Genomic DNA, 15,452 nt, shown 5'->3' on the forward strand with positions numbered 1-15,452 from the left:
TTAGTCAAAGCAAAATGGGTTTCAAAAATTTAATTTTTTTGGTAAAATTCCACTATGAGAGTAGATAAATTTTTAAATGCGGTTAATATTACTAAAAGAAGAGCTATTTCTGAAGATATGTGTAGAAGTGGTGTAGTGGGGATTAACGGAGTGATAGTAAAGGCGAGCAAAGAGGTTAAGGTAGGAGATATTATCAGTTTGCATTTTACTGATTATACGCAAGAATATAAGGTTTTAGCTTTGCCCACTACTAAAAATATTCCAAAAAATGCACAAAGTGAATATGTGGTGAAGTTATGAAAGAATTTATTCTAGCTAAAAATGAACTTAATACCATGCTTCAAACTTTACCAAAACAAGGTGTTGTTTTATTACAAGGAGAATTAGCTAGTGGTAAAACAAGCCTAGTGCAAGCTTGGGTTAGTTTTTTAAATTTAGATGAGAAAGTAGATTCTCCCACCTTTTCTATCATGCAAAAATATGAAAATCAAGATATATGTATTTATCATTATGATATATATCAAGAGGGTTTAGAAGGACTTTTAAAAAATGGTTTGTTTGAGAATTTTTTTGAAGAGGGTTTACATTTGGTTGAATGGGGAGATGAGAATTTAAAAAAAGCTTTGCTAAAACTTGGAGTTCCTAGCTTAGAAATAAAAATCAGTGTAGAAGATGATAAAAGAAAGTATGTAATTCATGAGTAAACTAGAAATTGTAAATTTAGAAAAAATTATTAAAAAAACAAAGATTATCCAAGGCATATCCTTAGAATTAAATAGTGGTGAGGTTGTGGGACTTTTAGGGCCTAATGGAGCAGGAAAAACAACTACATTTTATATGATATGTGGACTAATATCTCCAAGTAGTGGAAAAGTGCTTTTAGATGGTTTGGATATTACTAAAGAGCCTTTAAATAAACGAGCAAGGCTAGGCATAGGTTACTTACCTCAAGAAAGCAGTATTTTTAAGGATTTAAGCGTTGAAGATAATTTGCTTTTAGCTGCTCAAATTTTTTACAAGGATAAGAAAATTTTACATGAAAAAGTGGAGCAAATGCTCGAGCTTTTAAGTATAGAACCTATTCGCTTAAGAAAAGGTCTAAGTTTAAGCGGTGGAGAAAGAAGACGATGTGAAATTGCAAGATCTTTGATGTGTGAGCCTAAATTCTTGCTTCTTGATGAGCCTTTTGCTGGAGTAGATCCTATTGCAGTGGCTGAAATTCAAAGTCTTATCAATGAGCTTAAAAAGCTTGATATTGGAATTTTAATTACTGATCATAATGTTCGCGAAACTTTGGCAATTTGCGATAGAGCTTATGTGATAAGATCAGGCTCTTTACTTGCAAGCGGAAATGCTGAAGAAATAGCAAATAATAAAGATGTTAAAAAATATTATTTAGGAGCGGAGTTCAAACTCCTTGATTGATGTTAAGGCAAAAGACTACCCAGGCTCCCAAAACTAAGATTTCTCAAACTCTGCGTTCGTGGTTACCTATATTACAAGCAAATATAGAAGATTTAAAAGAAAATTTAGACAAATTTGCAGAAGAAAACCCTTTTTTAAGCGTTCAAGAACCCATTCAAACACACGAGCATAATAAAAATTATTTTGATTCTTTTTATAAGCGCAACGCAAATTCAGCATTTGTAGACAATAAAGGCCTTGCCACAAAAAGTGTATATGAACTTTTAAGCGAGCAGATTATACCCCCTCTTTTTCCTACAAGTAAATCTCAAGAACTTGCAGGCAAAATCGTAGAATGTTTAAACCATGAGGGATATTTTGAATACGATGAAGAAATTTTAAAAGATTATGATATAAATGAAATAGAACACATAAGAGCAAGATTTAAATTTCTTGATCCTGTGGGAGTGGGAGCAAAAGATTATAAAGAAGCTTTTTTGTTTGCACTAGAAAATATAGAACTTGATGCAGAGCTTTATGATTTTTGTAAAATGCTTATTCAGGATTTTGAAAATATACAAAATTACACTAAAGAGCCTTTATATAAGGAAGCATTAGCGATTTTTAAGCGTTTTAGCATACCGCCTTTTTTGGAGTATTTTGAAGATTCTCGCGTTATTATACCCGATATCTTTGTTTATAGGGAAAATAATGAAATCAAGGTAAAAATCAATGATGATTATTATCCTGAAATTTCCATTGAAACTGATGGTTTAACTCACGAATACTTAAATCACTACATCAAAGAAGCAAAAAATTTAGTTGATGCTTTAACGATGAGAAAAGCAACGCTTTATAAAATAGGACTCATGATAGTAGAATACCAATACGATTTTTTCATGGGTAAGGATATTAAACCTATGACTTTTAAAGACTTAGCTCTTGATTTAGAGCGCAATGCTTCAACTATTTCAAGAGCAGTGGCAAATAAATACCTAAGTTGTGATAGAGGGCTTATCCCTTTGCGTGATTTTTTTGCTTTTGCACTTGATGAAGAGGGCGAGACTTCAAATGTGGGCGTTAAGGATTTTGTTGCAAATTTGGTTAAAAATGAAAATCGTTTGAAACCTTTAAGTGATAGTAAAATCCTAGAGTTGATTAAAAAAGAATTTAAAGTCGATATAGGGCGACGCACTATTACTAAATATCGCAAACACTTAAATATACCAAGTTCAACGGATAGAAAAAAATTATACGAACTTGAAGGATAATGCTTAAATTCACCCTTTCTTTAATCTTGCAAATCAAAAATATAAAAATACACTGAATTTGTATGAATGATATTTTAATGTATATTTTAATATTTATTGGTATATTATTTTAATTATATGTTTTTTTTATTTAAAATTGTGCTATAATCACAATAATTTTTAAATTTATTCCATAAAAGGAGTTAAAATGGACTTTTTAACCAGTCTAGATGAGAGTATTCAGTTTTTGATACAAATCATCATTGTTTTAATTTGTCTTTTTTACGGTGCAAAAAAAGGCGGCATAGCGCTTGGTTTACTTGGTGGTATAGGTTTTTAATGCTTGTTTTTGCTTTTCATATAAAACCTGGAAAGCCCGCTATAGATGTAATGCTTACTATCTTAGCTGTGGTTGTTGCAAGTGCGACTTTGCAAGCAAGTGGCGGTCTTGATGTAATGCTTCAAATAGCTGAAAGAATTTTAAGACGCAATCCTAAGTTTTTAACAATACTAGCGCCTTTTGTAACCTGCTTTTTGACCATACTTTGTGGAACAGGACATGTGGTTTATACTATTATGCCTATTATTTATGATATAGCGATTAAAAACGGTATTCGTCCTGAGCGTCCAATGGCAGCAGCTTCTATATCATCACAAATGGGTATTATTGCATCTCCTGTATCTGTGGCTGTTGTGAGTTTGACTGCTTTGCTTTTAAATGCTAATCATAAATTAGCAGGTTTTGATGGTTATATTAATCTTCTTCAAATTACCATACCTAGTACATTATTTGGTGTATTGTGTATAGGAATTTTTTCTTGGTTTAGAGGAAAAGATTTGGATAAAGATGAAGTATTTCAAGAAAAACTTAAAGATCCTAAATTTAAAAAATATGTTTATGGGGATTCTAAAACACTTTTAGGCGTTAAACTTCCAAAAAGCAATTGGGTTGCAATGTGGATTTTCTTAGGAGCTATTGCTTTAGTGGCTTTATTAGGTATATTTGATTCTTTACGCCCAAATTGGGGACAAGTTGTAAAAAATGGTATTCCTCAAGTAGATGCTTTAGGCAATCCTAAAATGGATATTTTATCTATGGTTTCAGTGATTCAAATGTTCATGCTTTTAGCAGGTTCTTTGATTATCATCTTTACTACAACAGATGCAAAGAAAATCGGCTCTAATGAAATTTTTAAATCAGGTATGATAGCACTTGTTGCGGTTTTTGGAATTTCTTGGATGGCTGATACTATGTTTGCAGTTCACACTCCTATGATGAAAGCAGCACTTGGAGATATAGTAAAAGAGCATCCTTGGACTTATGCTGTAATGCTTCTTTTAATTTCAAAATTTGTAAATTCTCAAGCAGCGGCTATTTCAGCTTTTGTTCCTTTGGCTTTAGGAATTGGTGTTGAACCTGGTGTGATTGTTGCTTTTGCGGCTGCTTGTTATGGATATTATATTTTACCAACTTATCCAAGCGATTTGGCTACTATACAATTTGACAGATCAGGTACTACTCACATCGGTAAATTTGTTATCAATCATAGTTTTATTTTGCCAGGTCTTATAGGTGTGATTAGTTCTTGTGTTGCGGGATATTTCTTAGCTTTAGCAGCAGGATATCTTTAATATTTTGCAGGATTTTTCCTGCAAAATAAAAATACTATAAATCTTTTAATTTATTGATCTCATCTCTTAAAGTCGCTGCTTTTTCAAATTCGAGCGCTTTAGCAGCTTCAAGCATTTGTTTACGAAGCTCTTTTACGATTTTAGCTCTTTCATTAGCAGGCATTTTTTCAAATTTTTTACCTTTGCGATAAATTTCTCCTAAGTTTTCTTCATTTTTTAAACTTTCTTCGATGTGTCGCTTGACTGAAGTTGGGGTGATGTTATGTTTTTGATTGTAAGCTTCTTGAAGTTTGCGACGCTCATTTGTAGTATCCATAGCTTCTTGCATGGATTTTGTAATCTTTTTGCAAAAGAGTAAAACTTTACCATTGACATTTCTAGCAGCTCTTCCCATGGTTTGGATTAAACTTGTAGTGCTTCTTAAAAAACCCTCCTTATCTGCGTCCATAATGGCAATAAGCGAAACCTCAGGCAAATCAAGTCCTTCTCTAAGTAAGTTAATGCCAATTAGCATATCAAAAGCACCGCTTCTTAAGCCTCTTATGATTTCATTGCGTTCTATGGCATCGATGTCTGAGTGCATGTATTTGACTTTTATACCAAGCTCTAAATAATACCTTGTAAGTTCTTCAGCGAGTTTTTTAGTTAGCACAGTCACTAAAACACGTTCGTTTCTTTGTATAACTTTTTTAGCCTCATCAAATAAAATTTCAACTTGATTATCGCTATCTTTAAGTTCTATCAAAGGATCAAGTAATCCTGTTGGACGCATAATTTGATGAAAGATATTTTCCTTGCTAAGTTCAAGCTCAAGCGGGGCAGGGGTGGCTGAAACAAAAAGAAACTGACAATCTTTATGGATAAATTCATCAAACATTAAAGGACGATTATCAAGAGCTGATGGAAGACGAAAACCATAATCTACTAAAGTTTGCTTTCTACTTCTATCTCCTGCAAACATACCGCGAAATTGTGGTAAAGAAACATGGCTTTCATCGACTATGACAAGAAATTTTCTATTTTTAATCGCAAAATAATCAAAAAGCGTATAAGGAGTATCGCCTTCTTTAAGTCCTGTTAGATGCCTTGCATAATTTTCAACGCCTTTACACATTCCTGTGCTTGTAAGCATTTCAAGATCAAATTCAACGCGTTGTTTAAGGCGTTGATATTCTACGAGTTTATTTTCATGCTCAAAATAAGCAAGGCGTTCGTTAAGTTCTGTTTTTATGTCTTTTATCGCTTGTTTTAGCCTTGCTTCGCCCACGCTAAACTGGCTTGTAGGATAGAGTATAAAGCGTTTTAAATCTTTACCTTTTTTATTTTCTAAAACATTGTAATGATACATAGCATCAAGCTCATCGCCAAAAAATTCAAGTCTTACTACTTCATCTTCATAATAAGCTGGATAAATATCTATAATATCTCCTTGAACTCTAAAATCTGCACGATCAAAAAAATTATCATTTCTTTTATAACCCATATCTACAAGTTTTTTTAAAAGTTCTTTTTGTGAAATTTGCATACCCAGTTCAAAGATTAAAACCATGCCTATGTATTCATTTGGATTACCAAGTCCATAATTTGCTGAAACACTAGCTATGCAAACTACATCTTCATAACTTAAAAGAGAAGCAGTAGCACTCAGTCTTAAACGCTCTAAGTCTTCATTAGTGGAGCTGTCTTTTTCTATGAAAACATCAGTGCGTGGAATATAGGCTTCAGGTTGATAATAATCATAATAAGATATAAAATATTCCACATGATTTTTAGAAAAAAAGCCTTTAAATTCGCTATAAAGTTGTGCACAAAGGCTTTTGTTGTGACTCATGATAAGGGTTGGCATATTGAGTTCTTTTATGACATTTGCCATGGTAAAAGTCTTTCCGCTTCCTGTTACGCCGAGTAGGGTTTGATATTTATTACCTTTTTTTATGCTTTTTACTATGCCTTGTATTGCTTGTTCTTGATCAGGACTTGGTTTAAAATCGCTTGTAAGTTCTAACATTTTCCCACTTTTTGAAAGTTTTTTAGAAAAATTCTAAAAGAAAATGCTTTAATTAAAAATTAATTGACTATAAAAAACCTAAATTTAAATTTTTTTCTGCTACAATTACAAAAAATATTTTTATTTTAAATTTCTATAGCAGAAGGCAAATTTATGTTTGATGAAAAAATTATTAACACAATGTCAGATAAAGTCAATGAGTTGATTGAAAAATACAACGAAGTGTGCGAAGCAAATGAAAATTTAAGAAACGAACTTGTAAGCGTAAAAGCGCAAAATGAAGCAAAGAGTAATCAAATCATGCGTTTGGAAGAAGAGCTTAAGTCTCGCAATATAGAAAGTGAAGATATTTTCAAAAAAATAGAGGCTGTACTTGGCAAGTGATAATTTAAAACAAGTTATTATCAATGTTTCTGCAAAGGATTTCATTGTTAAATGCAGTGGAGAATTTGCAAATTTTTTAGAAGATGATATCGCTCTTATTTCTGGTGGGACTAAAAAAATAGAATTAAAGCGTTTCGTCGATGCTTTTGTAAAAAAAAGCTATGAGAATTATATCTTAGAAAGAGAACTTAAAAAACTTATAAAAGCGATCAATGAAGAACTCCCTGTAAAATGAAAAAGGCTTTTACTCTCTTAGAGCTTGTTTTTGTGATATTGATTTTGGGGATATTGGCAAGTTTAAGCTTCTCTTTTGCCAATCAAAATAAAAACGATGCGAAATTATTAAAATTGAAAATAGATTATGAAATGCTAAATTCAGCCCTATCCCTTATGCGTACTCAAGTTGAACTCAAACAAATCAGTTCTTTTTCTCCTAATCTTGATGAAGCAAAAAACAATACTCAAAAAGAAAAGCTATTTTACTGCCAAACTAGCCAAAACTGTACTTATTCTTTACTTCACACACCTATTTATTCTAGTTTTAATGCTTGGATGAAAACAGCACCCAATCGATATAGATTTTTTTTAAATACAAAAGAATGGGTTGATTTTTTTTATAATGCTGATTTTGCTATTTTAGAATGTTTGAGTGAAAAATATTGTAAAGAATTATTATGAGATATTATGAATTAGCGGTTTTTGGATTTTATTTGCAAAATTTAACCTTTCATAGCAAGGAAGAAATTCCAGCTTTAAGAGAGGTGATTATTGATTTAAAAAATAAAAAAAATCTTAGAGCTTTAGTATTGAAAGAATGCCAAAAGCCCGAATTTCAGACAAAAGAGATTAAAGAAATTACATCTTTTTCATTAAGTGATATACAATTTGAATTGGCGAAATTTATTTCGTATTATTATTCTTCAAAGCTAGGTTTTGTATTAGGACTTTTTTCTACTCATCAAACTTACACTTGTAATCTCATTAAAATAGAAAATGAACCCAAATTAAGCCAAAAACAAAAAGAAGCTTTGGAATTTATAAAAGCTAATCCCACTTCTTTGCTTTTTGCAGATACAGGTAGTGGAAAAACTGAAATTTATATTTGCTTAATAAAACAATATTTAGAGCAAGGCAAACAAGTTTTACTTTTAATGCCAGAAATTTCTCTTACTCCACAGATGCAAAAGCGTTTAGAAGTGTATTTTAAAGATAAATTTTTTCTATGGCATTCTAAAATTTCAAAGAAAAAAAAGCAAGAAAATTTAGAGCGTTTTTGTAAGGGTGAAGCACTTTTGGTCGCAGGAGCAAGATCGGCTTTGTTTTTGCCTTTTGTAAATTTAGGACTTATCATAGTAGATGAAGAACATGATAATTCTTACAAAGCGTCTAATCAACCTTATATTAATGCTAGGGATTTAGCACTTTTTTTAAGCTCAAAATTTGACATTAAGGTGCTTTTAGGTTCTGCTACTCCTTCTTTAACGAGTTTTTACAAGCAAAAGAGTTTTAGACTTAAGGGTACTTTTTTTGAAAGTAAAAAACACTTTTTATATGATGAAAACGAATTGGGCGTAACTCCTATGCTTTTGGGCGAGTTGCAAAAAAGCTTGGAAAATCAAAAACAAGCTATCATTTTTTTGCCCACTAAGGCCAATTTTAGACAAATTGTGTGTAAAGATTGTGGGCAAACTATAAAATGTCCTTTTTGCTCTATTGCTATGAGTTTGCACAAAAAAAGAAATGTTTTAAAATGTCATTATTGTAATTACACTTCTTTAATAGAGCAAAATTGTCCTAGCTGCCAAGGTGTGATGCTAGAGGCTAGGAAGATGGGCACAGCAGAATTACAAGAACTTTTGCAAGAGACTTTGCCTTTAGCAAGGATAGCTAAATTTGATAGTGATGAGATTACGAGTATTCGAAAGCTTAATGCTATTTTAAAAGATTTTAATGAAAATAAGATCGATATACTTATAGGAACTTCCATGCTTGCTAAAGGACATGATTATCATAGTGTAGATTTAAGCGTTATTTTAGGACTTGATGAGTATTTGTTTCGTCCTAATTTTAAAGCAAGTGAAGAAACTTTAGCTTTGGCTATGCAAGTAGCAGGAAGAGCAGGGCGCAAAGGCGAAGGAAGGGTGCTTTTACAAACCAAAAATAGGAATTTTTTTGAAAGATATATAGAGGATTATGATAGCTTTTTGCAAGATGAATTAGAAAACAGAAAAGATCTTTACCCCCCATTTAAACGCCTTTTAAGAGTTCTTATAGAAGATAAAGATCAAAAAAGTGCACAAAAACTTTGTGAAAAATTTGCTTCTCAATTTAGAAATATCAAACAGGTAGAATTGGTAGGCTATGGAATTTGTGGAGTTGAAATGCTGTATGGAAAATATCGTTTTTATTTGTTGCTTAGAAGTGAAAATCATAAAGCTTTAGTGGCAATTGAAAATTATATTTTGCAATTTAAAAATGCAAGTGCGGATATTGATCCTATTGATTTTGTGTAAGTGATATGATTATTTATCTTTGTATATTTTTTCAAATTCTTTATAATATTTCCAAGAATCAATAATATGAGGATGTGTTTGTTTTAAATGATTTAGTTCATTTTCAAATATATTAAAAAAAGTGCAAATAAGTGATTTATTTTTTATAAAATAATCTATTACATCTTTTTCTTTCATCATTTTTGATTCTGTTTCATCTATGGTTATTTTAATTTGATATAAAAAATCATACAAATAATGTTTAATTGTTGAAAATAAAAGATTGTTTTGTTCTAATTGCTTAAAATCATTTTTATCAATATATACACCCATATCATTACATAGGTCGTTTTTTATAATTTCTTGTATTATGTCTATTTTTTCATGATTGATATGTTTTCTGTCTAAAATTATGGGAATGCTAGAAGTTCTATCAATATTGAAATTTTTATTATTTTTAGGAGTATTAAGATAAAAGGTGTTATTAATATCTTTAGAATTTGCATAAAGTGTAATAGGAAAAAGATAGCGAATATAACCTCTAAATTCTTTAATTTTAAATAAATCTAATTTATCTTTATGGGGGGGGGTAAAATTAAAATTTATAGCAAGTAAATTCATGGTATCAAAGGCCTTTGATTGGCGGATTTCTTCCATATCAAGATAGTATACATTGTCTTTGTTAAAATATTTTAATAAATAAGAGATGATAAAAACTCTTTGTTGTAGTTCATTTATATCGATTTTAATTTTATGATTTTGATGAGTAAGATAGTTGATGTAATAACGCCAATCATAAGTTAGATTAAATTCAGGGGGATAGTTTCTTAAAACTTTACTCCAATCTCTTCCCCAGCTATGCTTTAAAAGTCCCATTGGATCTCGAACTCCGCAAATAATCTTAGAATTAAAATCTAATAAAGATAGATATTTATCAAAATAAGGTAGATTAATTTCCGATATATTAATAGCATATTGAGCAATTGTATTATCATTTAGACACATGTAATTAATACAATATCTCTCTTTGCTATCAGGTGGTAAAATCCAGGAGGCAAAACAAGTTACATCGCAACATTGATTAAGGTATCTTAAAAATGCTGCTGCTCCAACGCCATGTGGAGAAGTATAGATAAATTTATAGTGTTTAGGCAGGGGTAAATTTAAATCCCAAGCTAATTCTGCGCAATGTCGACTAGAATCTATTTCTATAAAATTAGGATTGATTAAAGGTGGATAAGGATGTTTTGTTGATAAATATCTATCCCTAAATTCGTTAGAATTGAGCCAAGTGCAAATTATTTCAATATTTTCCAAAACAAAGGTAAAAAATTTTTCATTATTCGAATTTTTTAAAGCTTGTAAAAGAATTTGAGCTAGGGTTGGAGTTAGGTTATTTTTTATATAGAGTAAAAGATTTTGCATATAACCTCTTTTAATTGTATTTAATTTATATATAATTCATAAATATTTAAATGTCATGAAATTTAAATATATTATCAAAAATAAACTTTAATTAAAGCAATAAAAAGTTAAAATTTGATATTAAAATTTTTCAAAGAGTGAAGTTATGGAGTATAAAAGATTTAAAACCAGACAAATCAAAGTAGGAAATGTTTTAATAGGCGGTGATGCACCCATTTCAGTTCAATCTATGCTTTTTACTAAAACAAGAGATATAGAAGGTTCTTTAGAACAAATCAATCGGCTTTATTTTGCAGGAGCAAACATAGTGCGTTTGGCGTGTTTGGATATGGCGGATGCAAGGGCTTTAAAGGAGATTAAAGCAAAAAGTCCCTTGCCTTTAATTGTAGATATACATTTTAATCACAATTTAGCTGTATTTTGTGCCGAATTTATTGATGGGGTTCGTATAAATCCAGGCAATATAGGCTCAAAAGAAAATGTTAAAGAAGTAGTAAAAGCTTGCAAAGAGCGAGACATTCCTATACGCATAGGTGTAAATCACGGCTCTATAGAAAAAGAATTCAGTGACAAATATGGATATGGTGTAGATGCGATGTTAGAAAGTGCATTGTATAACATTAAACTTTTAGAGGATTTGGATTTTTTTGATATAAAAATTTCGATGAAAACTTCTGATACTCAAAAGACCATAGAGGCTTATGAAAGATTAAGACCACTTTGTGATTATCCTTTTCACTTAGGGGTAACTGAAGCAGGAACTAAATTTCATAGCACGATAAAAAGTTCTATTGCTTTAGGAAATTTGCTTCTTAAAGGCATAGGTGATACCATGAGGGTTTCAATGACGGGCGAACTTGAAGAAGAAATCAAAGTCGCAAGAGCGATTTTACAAGATAGCGGGGTGCAAAAAAGTGGAGTAAACATTATCTCATGTCCAACTTGCGGTAGGATTCAAAGTGATTTGTTAAGTGCGATTAAAATCGTAGAAGAAAAGACTAAACATATCAAAGAGCCTTTAAATATCAGTGTTATGGGCTGTGTTGTAAATGCTTTGGGTGAGGCTAAGGGCGCTGATGTGGCTATAGCTTTTGGAAAAAATCAAGGACTTGTTATAAGACATGGAGAAGTTGTAGCAAAACTTAAAGAAAATGAGCTTGTGGATAGATTTTTAGCTGAAGTAGAAGATGAGGTTAAGAGTAGAGAGATAAAAGAATAGATTTTGTTTTAATTATAGATATTTAAAATAAAATCGCAATAAAATTTAAGTCCTTATTTTAAGGACTTAAATTATAAGTTTATTTAAAAAGGCCATATAGCTTCTATGACTTTGCTTCCCCAAGGTTTTCTAGTGCTTCTATCCACTTCACCTTCAGTTTTGTAAAGAATTTTTGCATCTGCTATATATCTACTATCTATAGTATTATCTTGACCGATATCATAAGGACGAATCACACCGCTAAGTTGTATGATTTGTTTTTCTCCATTGATCAAAAGCTCTCTTGAACCCTCAATAAAATAATTACCATTAGACAAAATTTTAATCACGCGAGTTGAAATTGTAGTGTTAAAACTTTCATTGCGACTTTGAGCGCCTGTTCCTTGGTAGTTGTTAGTACTATTGGTTTGAAAGCCTATATTAGAATAAGCATTTACTTTATCGATCGCAGTTCCAAGCAAGCCACTTCCGCCTGTTAAAGCTCCTCCTCCTAAATTGGAAGTATTGGTTCTACTTGTGGCCTTATTGGCTTGAGTGCTTTGAGTAGTGCTTTCTTGGATAACCACAGTAACTAAATCATTTACATTCATTGCTTTTTTATCAGAGAATAAAGGATTATCACCTTTTCCAAAAAGTGATCCAGGAGAAGTTTCTACATTGTTGCTTTGTTTAGGTGCAAGCTCTTCTACATAAGCAGGAGGTTTCATAGAAATTTGCGGATCTACTGTTGCAGAACATCCAAAAAATGCAAAAGGTAACACATAGAATAAAACTTTTTTCATTTTCGTCCTTTAAATGATGAAATTTCATTTTTATTTGTTAAAATAGTTTTTCAAGTAAGTATAAAGCAAAGAGTGTTCCACTTTTTAAAACCAAGGAGAAAATAATGGCAAATCTTTATTTGATGAGATCTAGGAGTGATGAGTTAAATACATTAGTCACCACGAAATTATTGAAAAACTATAGCAAGATATATAAAAATATAGCTATTTACTGTCCTGTGATTTATGTACATCGTATCCCTGTTTTGCAAGGATGGCTTGAGGAATTTGATATTAAGCAAACTTTGAAAAATGCTTATAGTTTTACTTTTAGAGAAGCTATGGAAGAATTTAGCAAAGATCCGCATAGTTTTTTCAATACTATCTTAGAAGAGTATGAGGAATTAAATCGTAAATATGATTTTGTTCTTGTTAATAGTTTTTGCGAATTTGGAATACTTGATGGTTTTGATTTGAGTATAAAATTGGCTAAAAATCTTAATACCCCTATCGCTGCTATTATTAACGATGAAGATAAACTTATAGCTCAAAAATATTTTGATGAAGCTTTGGATGGTAGAGATTATGCTTTGATTAATGAAAATTTTAATTTTGAAGAAATGCATAAGTTGCAAGCTTATGATTTTATGACTCCGCATCGTTTTAAATATGAACTCATTAAAAAAAGTGTTAAAAATAAAAAAACCGTTGTTTTACCAGAAAGCAATGATGAAAGAATTTTAAAAGCAGTTGAAATTTTACTTAAAAGTAGTGTAGTGGATCTTATTTTATTGGGTGATGAGCAAGATATCAAACAAAAAGCCGATGAATTGGCACTTGATTTAACCGCAGTAAAAATACTCAATCCGCTTCATTCAGAATATAACGAAGAATTTGCCACTTTGTTATATGAAGCAAGAAAATCTAAAGGAATGAGCCTTGAAGAGGCTAAAGAATTGGTTAAAGATAGGACTTATTTTGGAACCTTGTTGATACATAGTGGGAAAGCTGATGCTATGGTAAGTGGAGCATCTACTACGACAGCTGAAACTATTCGTCCTGCGCTTCAGATTATCAAAACTCAAGAGGGTGTTGACTCTGTTTCGGGAATTTTCTTTATGGGGCTTGATGATAAGGTTTTAGCTTTTGCAGACTGTGCTGTAAATCCAAATCCAAATGCCGAGCAACTCGCCACTAGTGCTTATGTAAGTGCTATGACTGCAAAGTCTTTTGGTATCGAGCCAAGGATAGCTTTGCTTTCTTATTCTAGTGGAGATAGCGGTAAGGGTGAGAGTGTAGATCTTGTTAAAGAAGCTTTAAGAATTGCTAAAGAAAAGTATCCAGAATTAAATATCGATGGCCCTATGCAATTTGATTGTGCTTATGATCCTAAAACTGCTGCTAAAAAAATGCCAAATTCTAAGATAGCAGGTAATGTAAATGTATATATCTTTCCTGATCTTGACGCTGCAAATATTTGCTATAAGGCTGTGCAAAGAACAGCAAATGCTTTGGCAATCGGTCCTATTTTGCAAGGACTTAAAAAACCTGTAAATGATTTAAGTCGTGGATGTTTGGTAGATGATATTGTAGATACCGTAATTTTAAGTGCAATACAAGCTCAATAGAAAGGAATGATAAATGAAAATTTTAGTTTTAAATTCAGGTTCTTCATCGATTAAATTTAAATTTTTTGATAATAAAATCGTTAAAGCCAGTGGATTGGTAGAAAAAATTGGAGAGCAAAATTCAAAGGTTGTATTAAAAAATACTTTAAATAATGAAAGTTTTGAAAGAGAATTAACAATAAATAATCACGAAGAAGGCCTTAGTATAGTTAATGAGCTTTTTAAAGAATCAGGAATTTTAGCAGATTTAAATGCGCTTGATGGCTGCGGTCATCGTATAGTTCATGGGGGAAGAAATTTAAGCGAGCATTGTTTAGTGGATGATTATGTTCTTAAAGAGATAGATAGGGTTAGTATTTTTGCTCCTTTGCATAATCCTGCGCATTTAGCAGGTATAAAAACAATGATCAAAGCTGCACCTAGTGTTGCAAATGTGGCTATTTTTGATACAGCTTTTCATCGCACTATGCCTGACTTTGCTTATATGTATGCTTTGCCTTATGATTTTTATGATAAGCACAATATAAGAAGATATGGTTTCCATGGTACTTCTCACGCTTTTGTGAGTGCTAGGGCAGCCCAATTACTTGGAAAAAATAAAGAGGACTTAAACGCAATTTCAGCACATCTTGGAAATGGTGCGAGTGTTTGTGCTATTGAGGGAGGTAAAAGTATAGACACTTCCATGGGTTTTACTCCTCTTGAAGGTCTTGTTATGGGAACTCGCTGTGGTGATTTAGATCCTGCAATTTTGCCATTTATTAGCCATCTTAAGGGTTTAACAATAGAAGAAATTGATACTTTGCTTAATAAAAAAAGCGGACTTTATGGAATTTGCGGTTCTAATGATTTTAGGGATATAGGAGCAAAAATCGAGCAAGGTGATGATAGAGCGCGTTTGGCTTTTGATATGTTTTGTTACCGCCTTTTAAAATATATAGGGGCTTATTTTACGGTTTTACCTAGAACGGATGCTATTATATTTACAGGTGGTATAGGTGAAAATGCCGCTTTAGTTCGCCAAAAAGTTTGCGAAAGATTATCTCATCTTGGTGTTGAGCTTGATACAGAATTAAACAACAAAAAAGCAAGCTGTGAAAGAATGATTAGTACTGCCAATTCTAAGGTAAAGATTTTTATCATTCCTACAGATGAAGAACTTGAGATTGCCAGAATCACAGAAGAGTTGATAAACAAAAGCTAAGAGCTTTTGTTTTAACCCAAATTTAATTTTCTTTAGATAGTATTT

The 15,452-nt window shown here is 31.5% G+C and carries 14 protein-coding genes and 1 pseudogene; 12 read left to right on the forward strand and 3 right to left on the reverse strand.

Going from position 1 to position 15,452, the window contains the following annotated elements; translation table 11 throughout:
• Nucleotides 1-54 precede the first annotated feature (54 nt).
• The 5 genes and pseudogenes from BGS43_RS04445 (at nucleotide 55) to BGS43_RS04465 (ending at nucleotide 4,286) form a co-directional block, all read left to right on the forward strand.
• Nucleotides 55-300, forward strand: coding sequence for an RNA-binding S4 domain-containing protein (locus BGS43_RS04445; protein WP_002776417.1), 246 nt, complete (start codon nucleotides 55-57; stop codon nucleotides 298-300).
• Complete coding sequence (gene tsaE, locus BGS43_RS04450) at nucleotides 297-704, forward strand: tRNA (adenosine(37)-N6)-threonylcarbamoyltransferase complex ATPase subunit type 1 TsaE (protein WP_002825365.1); 408 nt, start codon at nucleotides 297-299, stop codon at nucleotides 702-704. The genes BGS43_RS04445 and tsaE overlap by 4 nt, the downstream gene beginning before the upstream one ends.
• Nucleotides 697-1,425, forward strand: coding sequence for an LPS export ABC transporter ATP-binding protein (lptB, locus tag BGS43_RS04455; protein WP_002776419.1), 729 nt, complete (start codon nucleotides 697-699; stop codon nucleotides 1,423-1,425). Before tsaE ends, lptB begins: the two co-directional genes overlap by 8 nt.
• Entirely contained in the window at nucleotides 1,425-2,675 is a 1,251-nt protein-coding gene (locus BGS43_RS04460; RefSeq protein ID WP_057044184.1) for an RNA polymerase factor sigma-54, read from the forward strand. The genes lptB and BGS43_RS04460 overlap by 1 nt, the downstream gene beginning before the upstream one ends.
• A gap of 187 nt (nucleotides 2,676-2,862) precedes the next feature.
• A pseudogene (locus BGS43_RS04465) lies at nucleotides 2,863-4,286 on the forward strand (anaerobic C4-dicarboxylate transporter).
• A 34-nt stretch (nucleotides 4,287-4,320) separates the two neighbouring features.
• Here the strand turns inward: BGS43_RS04465 and uvrB are convergent.
• Nucleotides 4,321-6,294: an excinuclease ABC subunit UvrB gene (gene uvrB, locus BGS43_RS04470; protein WP_052785664.1), complete on the reverse strand. Its 1,974-nt coding sequence runs from the start codon at nucleotides 6,292-6,294 to the stop codon at nucleotides 4,321-4,323.
• 153 nt (nucleotides 6,295-6,447) lie between these two features.
• Between uvrB and BGS43_RS04475 the strand changes: the two genes are divergently transcribed.
• The 4 genes from BGS43_RS04475 to BGS43_RS04490 are packed head-to-tail and all read left to right on the forward strand — an operon-like array spanning nucleotide 6,448 to nucleotide 9,191.
• Entirely contained in the window at nucleotides 6,448-6,678 is a 231-nt protein-coding gene (locus BGS43_RS04475) for a hypothetical protein (protein WP_002776426.1), read from the forward strand.
• The gene (locus BGS43_RS04480; RefSeq protein ID WP_002776428.1) at nucleotides 6,668-6,913 is read left to right on the forward strand and encodes a hypothetical protein; all 246 of its coding nucleotides are present in this window, start codon (nucleotides 6,668-6,670) and stop codon (nucleotides 6,911-6,913) included. The genes BGS43_RS04475 and BGS43_RS04480 overlap by 11 nt, the downstream gene beginning before the upstream one ends.
• The gene (locus tag BGS43_RS04485) at nucleotides 6,910-7,356 is read left to right on the forward strand and encodes a type II secretion system protein (RefSeq protein WP_002825371.1); all 447 of its coding nucleotides are present in this window, start codon (nucleotides 6,910-6,912) and stop codon (nucleotides 7,354-7,356) included. Before BGS43_RS04480 ends, BGS43_RS04485 begins: the two co-directional genes overlap by 4 nt.
• A complete protein-coding gene (locus BGS43_RS04490; RefSeq protein ID WP_057044795.1) occupies nucleotides 7,353-9,191 on the forward strand; it encodes a primosomal protein N' in 1,839 nt (612 codons plus the stop codon). The genes BGS43_RS04485 and BGS43_RS04490 overlap by 4 nt, the downstream gene beginning before the upstream one ends.
• Before the next feature lie 9 nt (nucleotides 9,192-9,200).
• On the opposite strand, the gene BGS43_RS04495 is transcribed toward BGS43_RS04490, so the two are convergent.
• Nucleotides 9,201-10,595: a DUF2972 domain-containing protein gene (locus tag BGS43_RS04495; protein WP_096568957.1), complete on the reverse strand. Its 1,395-nt coding sequence runs from the start codon at nucleotides 10,593-10,595 to the stop codon at nucleotides 9,201-9,203.
• Nucleotides 10,596-10,740: 145 nt separating this feature from the next.
• Here BGS43_RS04495 and ispG point away from each other — a divergent pair, with 145 nt between their 5' ends.
• The gene (gene ispG / locus BGS43_RS04500; RefSeq protein ID WP_096568960.1) at nucleotides 10,741-11,814 is read left to right on the forward strand and encodes a flavodoxin-dependent (E)-4-hydroxy-3-methylbut-2-enyl-diphosphate synthase; all 1,074 of its coding nucleotides are present in this window, start codon (nucleotides 10,741-10,743) and stop codon (nucleotides 11,812-11,814) included.
• A gap of 83 nt (nucleotides 11,815-11,897) precedes the next feature.
• On the opposite strand, the gene flgH is transcribed toward ispG, so the two are convergent.
• Entirely contained in the window at nucleotides 11,898-12,596 is a 699-nt protein-coding gene (flgH, locus tag BGS43_RS04505) for a flagellar basal body L-ring protein FlgH (RefSeq protein WP_002825375.1), read from the reverse strand.
• A gap of 101 nt (nucleotides 12,597-12,697) precedes the next feature.
• On the opposite strand from flgH, the gene pta reads away from it, so the two are divergent.
• Both pta and BGS43_RS04515 read left to right on the forward strand, forming a co-directional pair.
• Entirely contained in the window at nucleotides 12,698-14,203 is a 1,506-nt protein-coding gene (pta, locus tag BGS43_RS04510; RefSeq protein ID WP_072216636.1) for a phosphate acetyltransferase, read from the forward strand.
• Nucleotides 14,204-14,216: 13 nt separating this feature from the next.
• Nucleotides 14,217-15,407, forward strand: a complete 1,191-nt coding sequence (locus BGS43_RS04515) for an acetate kinase (protein WP_002825377.1) — start codon at nucleotides 14,217-14,219, stop codon at nucleotides 15,405-15,407.
• Nucleotides 15,408-15,452: the final 45 nt, after the last annotated feature.

Origin of the sequence: Campylobacter sp. 110, from assembly GCF_002383965.1 — a bacterium.
Taxonomy (GTDB): domain Bacteria; phylum Campylobacterota; class Campylobacteria; order Campylobacterales; family Campylobacteraceae; genus Campylobacter_D; species Campylobacter_D coli.

Bases quoted from the DNA above. Each gene is read 5' to 3' on its own strand.
- tsaE (WP_002825365.1), top strand. From the start codon at position 297: ATGAAAGAATTTATTCTAGCTAAAAATGAACTTAATACCATGCTTCAA.
- lptB (WP_002776419.1), top strand. From the start codon at position 697: ATGAGTAAACTAGAAATTGTAAATTTAGAAAAAATTATTAAAAAAACA.
- flgH (WP_002825375.1), bottom strand. From the start codon at position 12,596: ATGAAAAAAGTTTTATTCTATGTGTTACCTTTTGCATTTTTTGGATGT.
- BGS43_RS04445 (WP_002776417.1), top strand. From the start codon at position 55: ATGAGAGTAGATAAATTTTTAAATGCGGTTAATATTACTAAAAGAAGA.
- BGS43_RS04495 (WP_096568957.1), bottom strand. From the start codon at position 10,595: ATGCAAAATCTTTTACTCTATATAAAAAATAACCTAACTCCAACCCTA.
- BGS43_RS04460 (WP_057044184.1), top strand. From the start codon at position 1,425: ATGTTAAGGCAAAAGACTACCCAGGCTCCCAAAACTAAGATTTCTCAA.
- BGS43_RS04515 (WP_002825377.1), top strand. From the start codon at position 14,217: ATGAAAATTTTAGTTTTAAATTCAGGTTCTTCATCGATTAAATTTAAA.
- uvrB (WP_052785664.1), bottom strand. From the start codon at position 6,294: ATGTTAGAACTTACAAGCGATTTTAAACCAAGTCCTGATCAAGAACAA.
- BGS43_RS04475 (WP_002776426.1), top strand. From the start codon at position 6,448: ATGTTTGATGAAAAAATTATTAACACAATGTCAGATAAAGTCAATGAG.
- ispG (WP_096568960.1), top strand. From the start codon at position 10,741: ATGGAGTATAAAAGATTTAAAACCAGACAAATCAAAGTAGGAAATGTT.
- BGS43_RS04485 (WP_002825371.1), top strand. From the start codon at position 6,910: ATGAAAAAGGCTTTTACTCTCTTAGAGCTTGTTTTTGTGATATTGATT.
- BGS43_RS04490 (WP_057044795.1), top strand. From the start codon at position 7,353: ATGAGATATTATGAATTAGCGGTTTTTGGATTTTATTTGCAAAATTTA.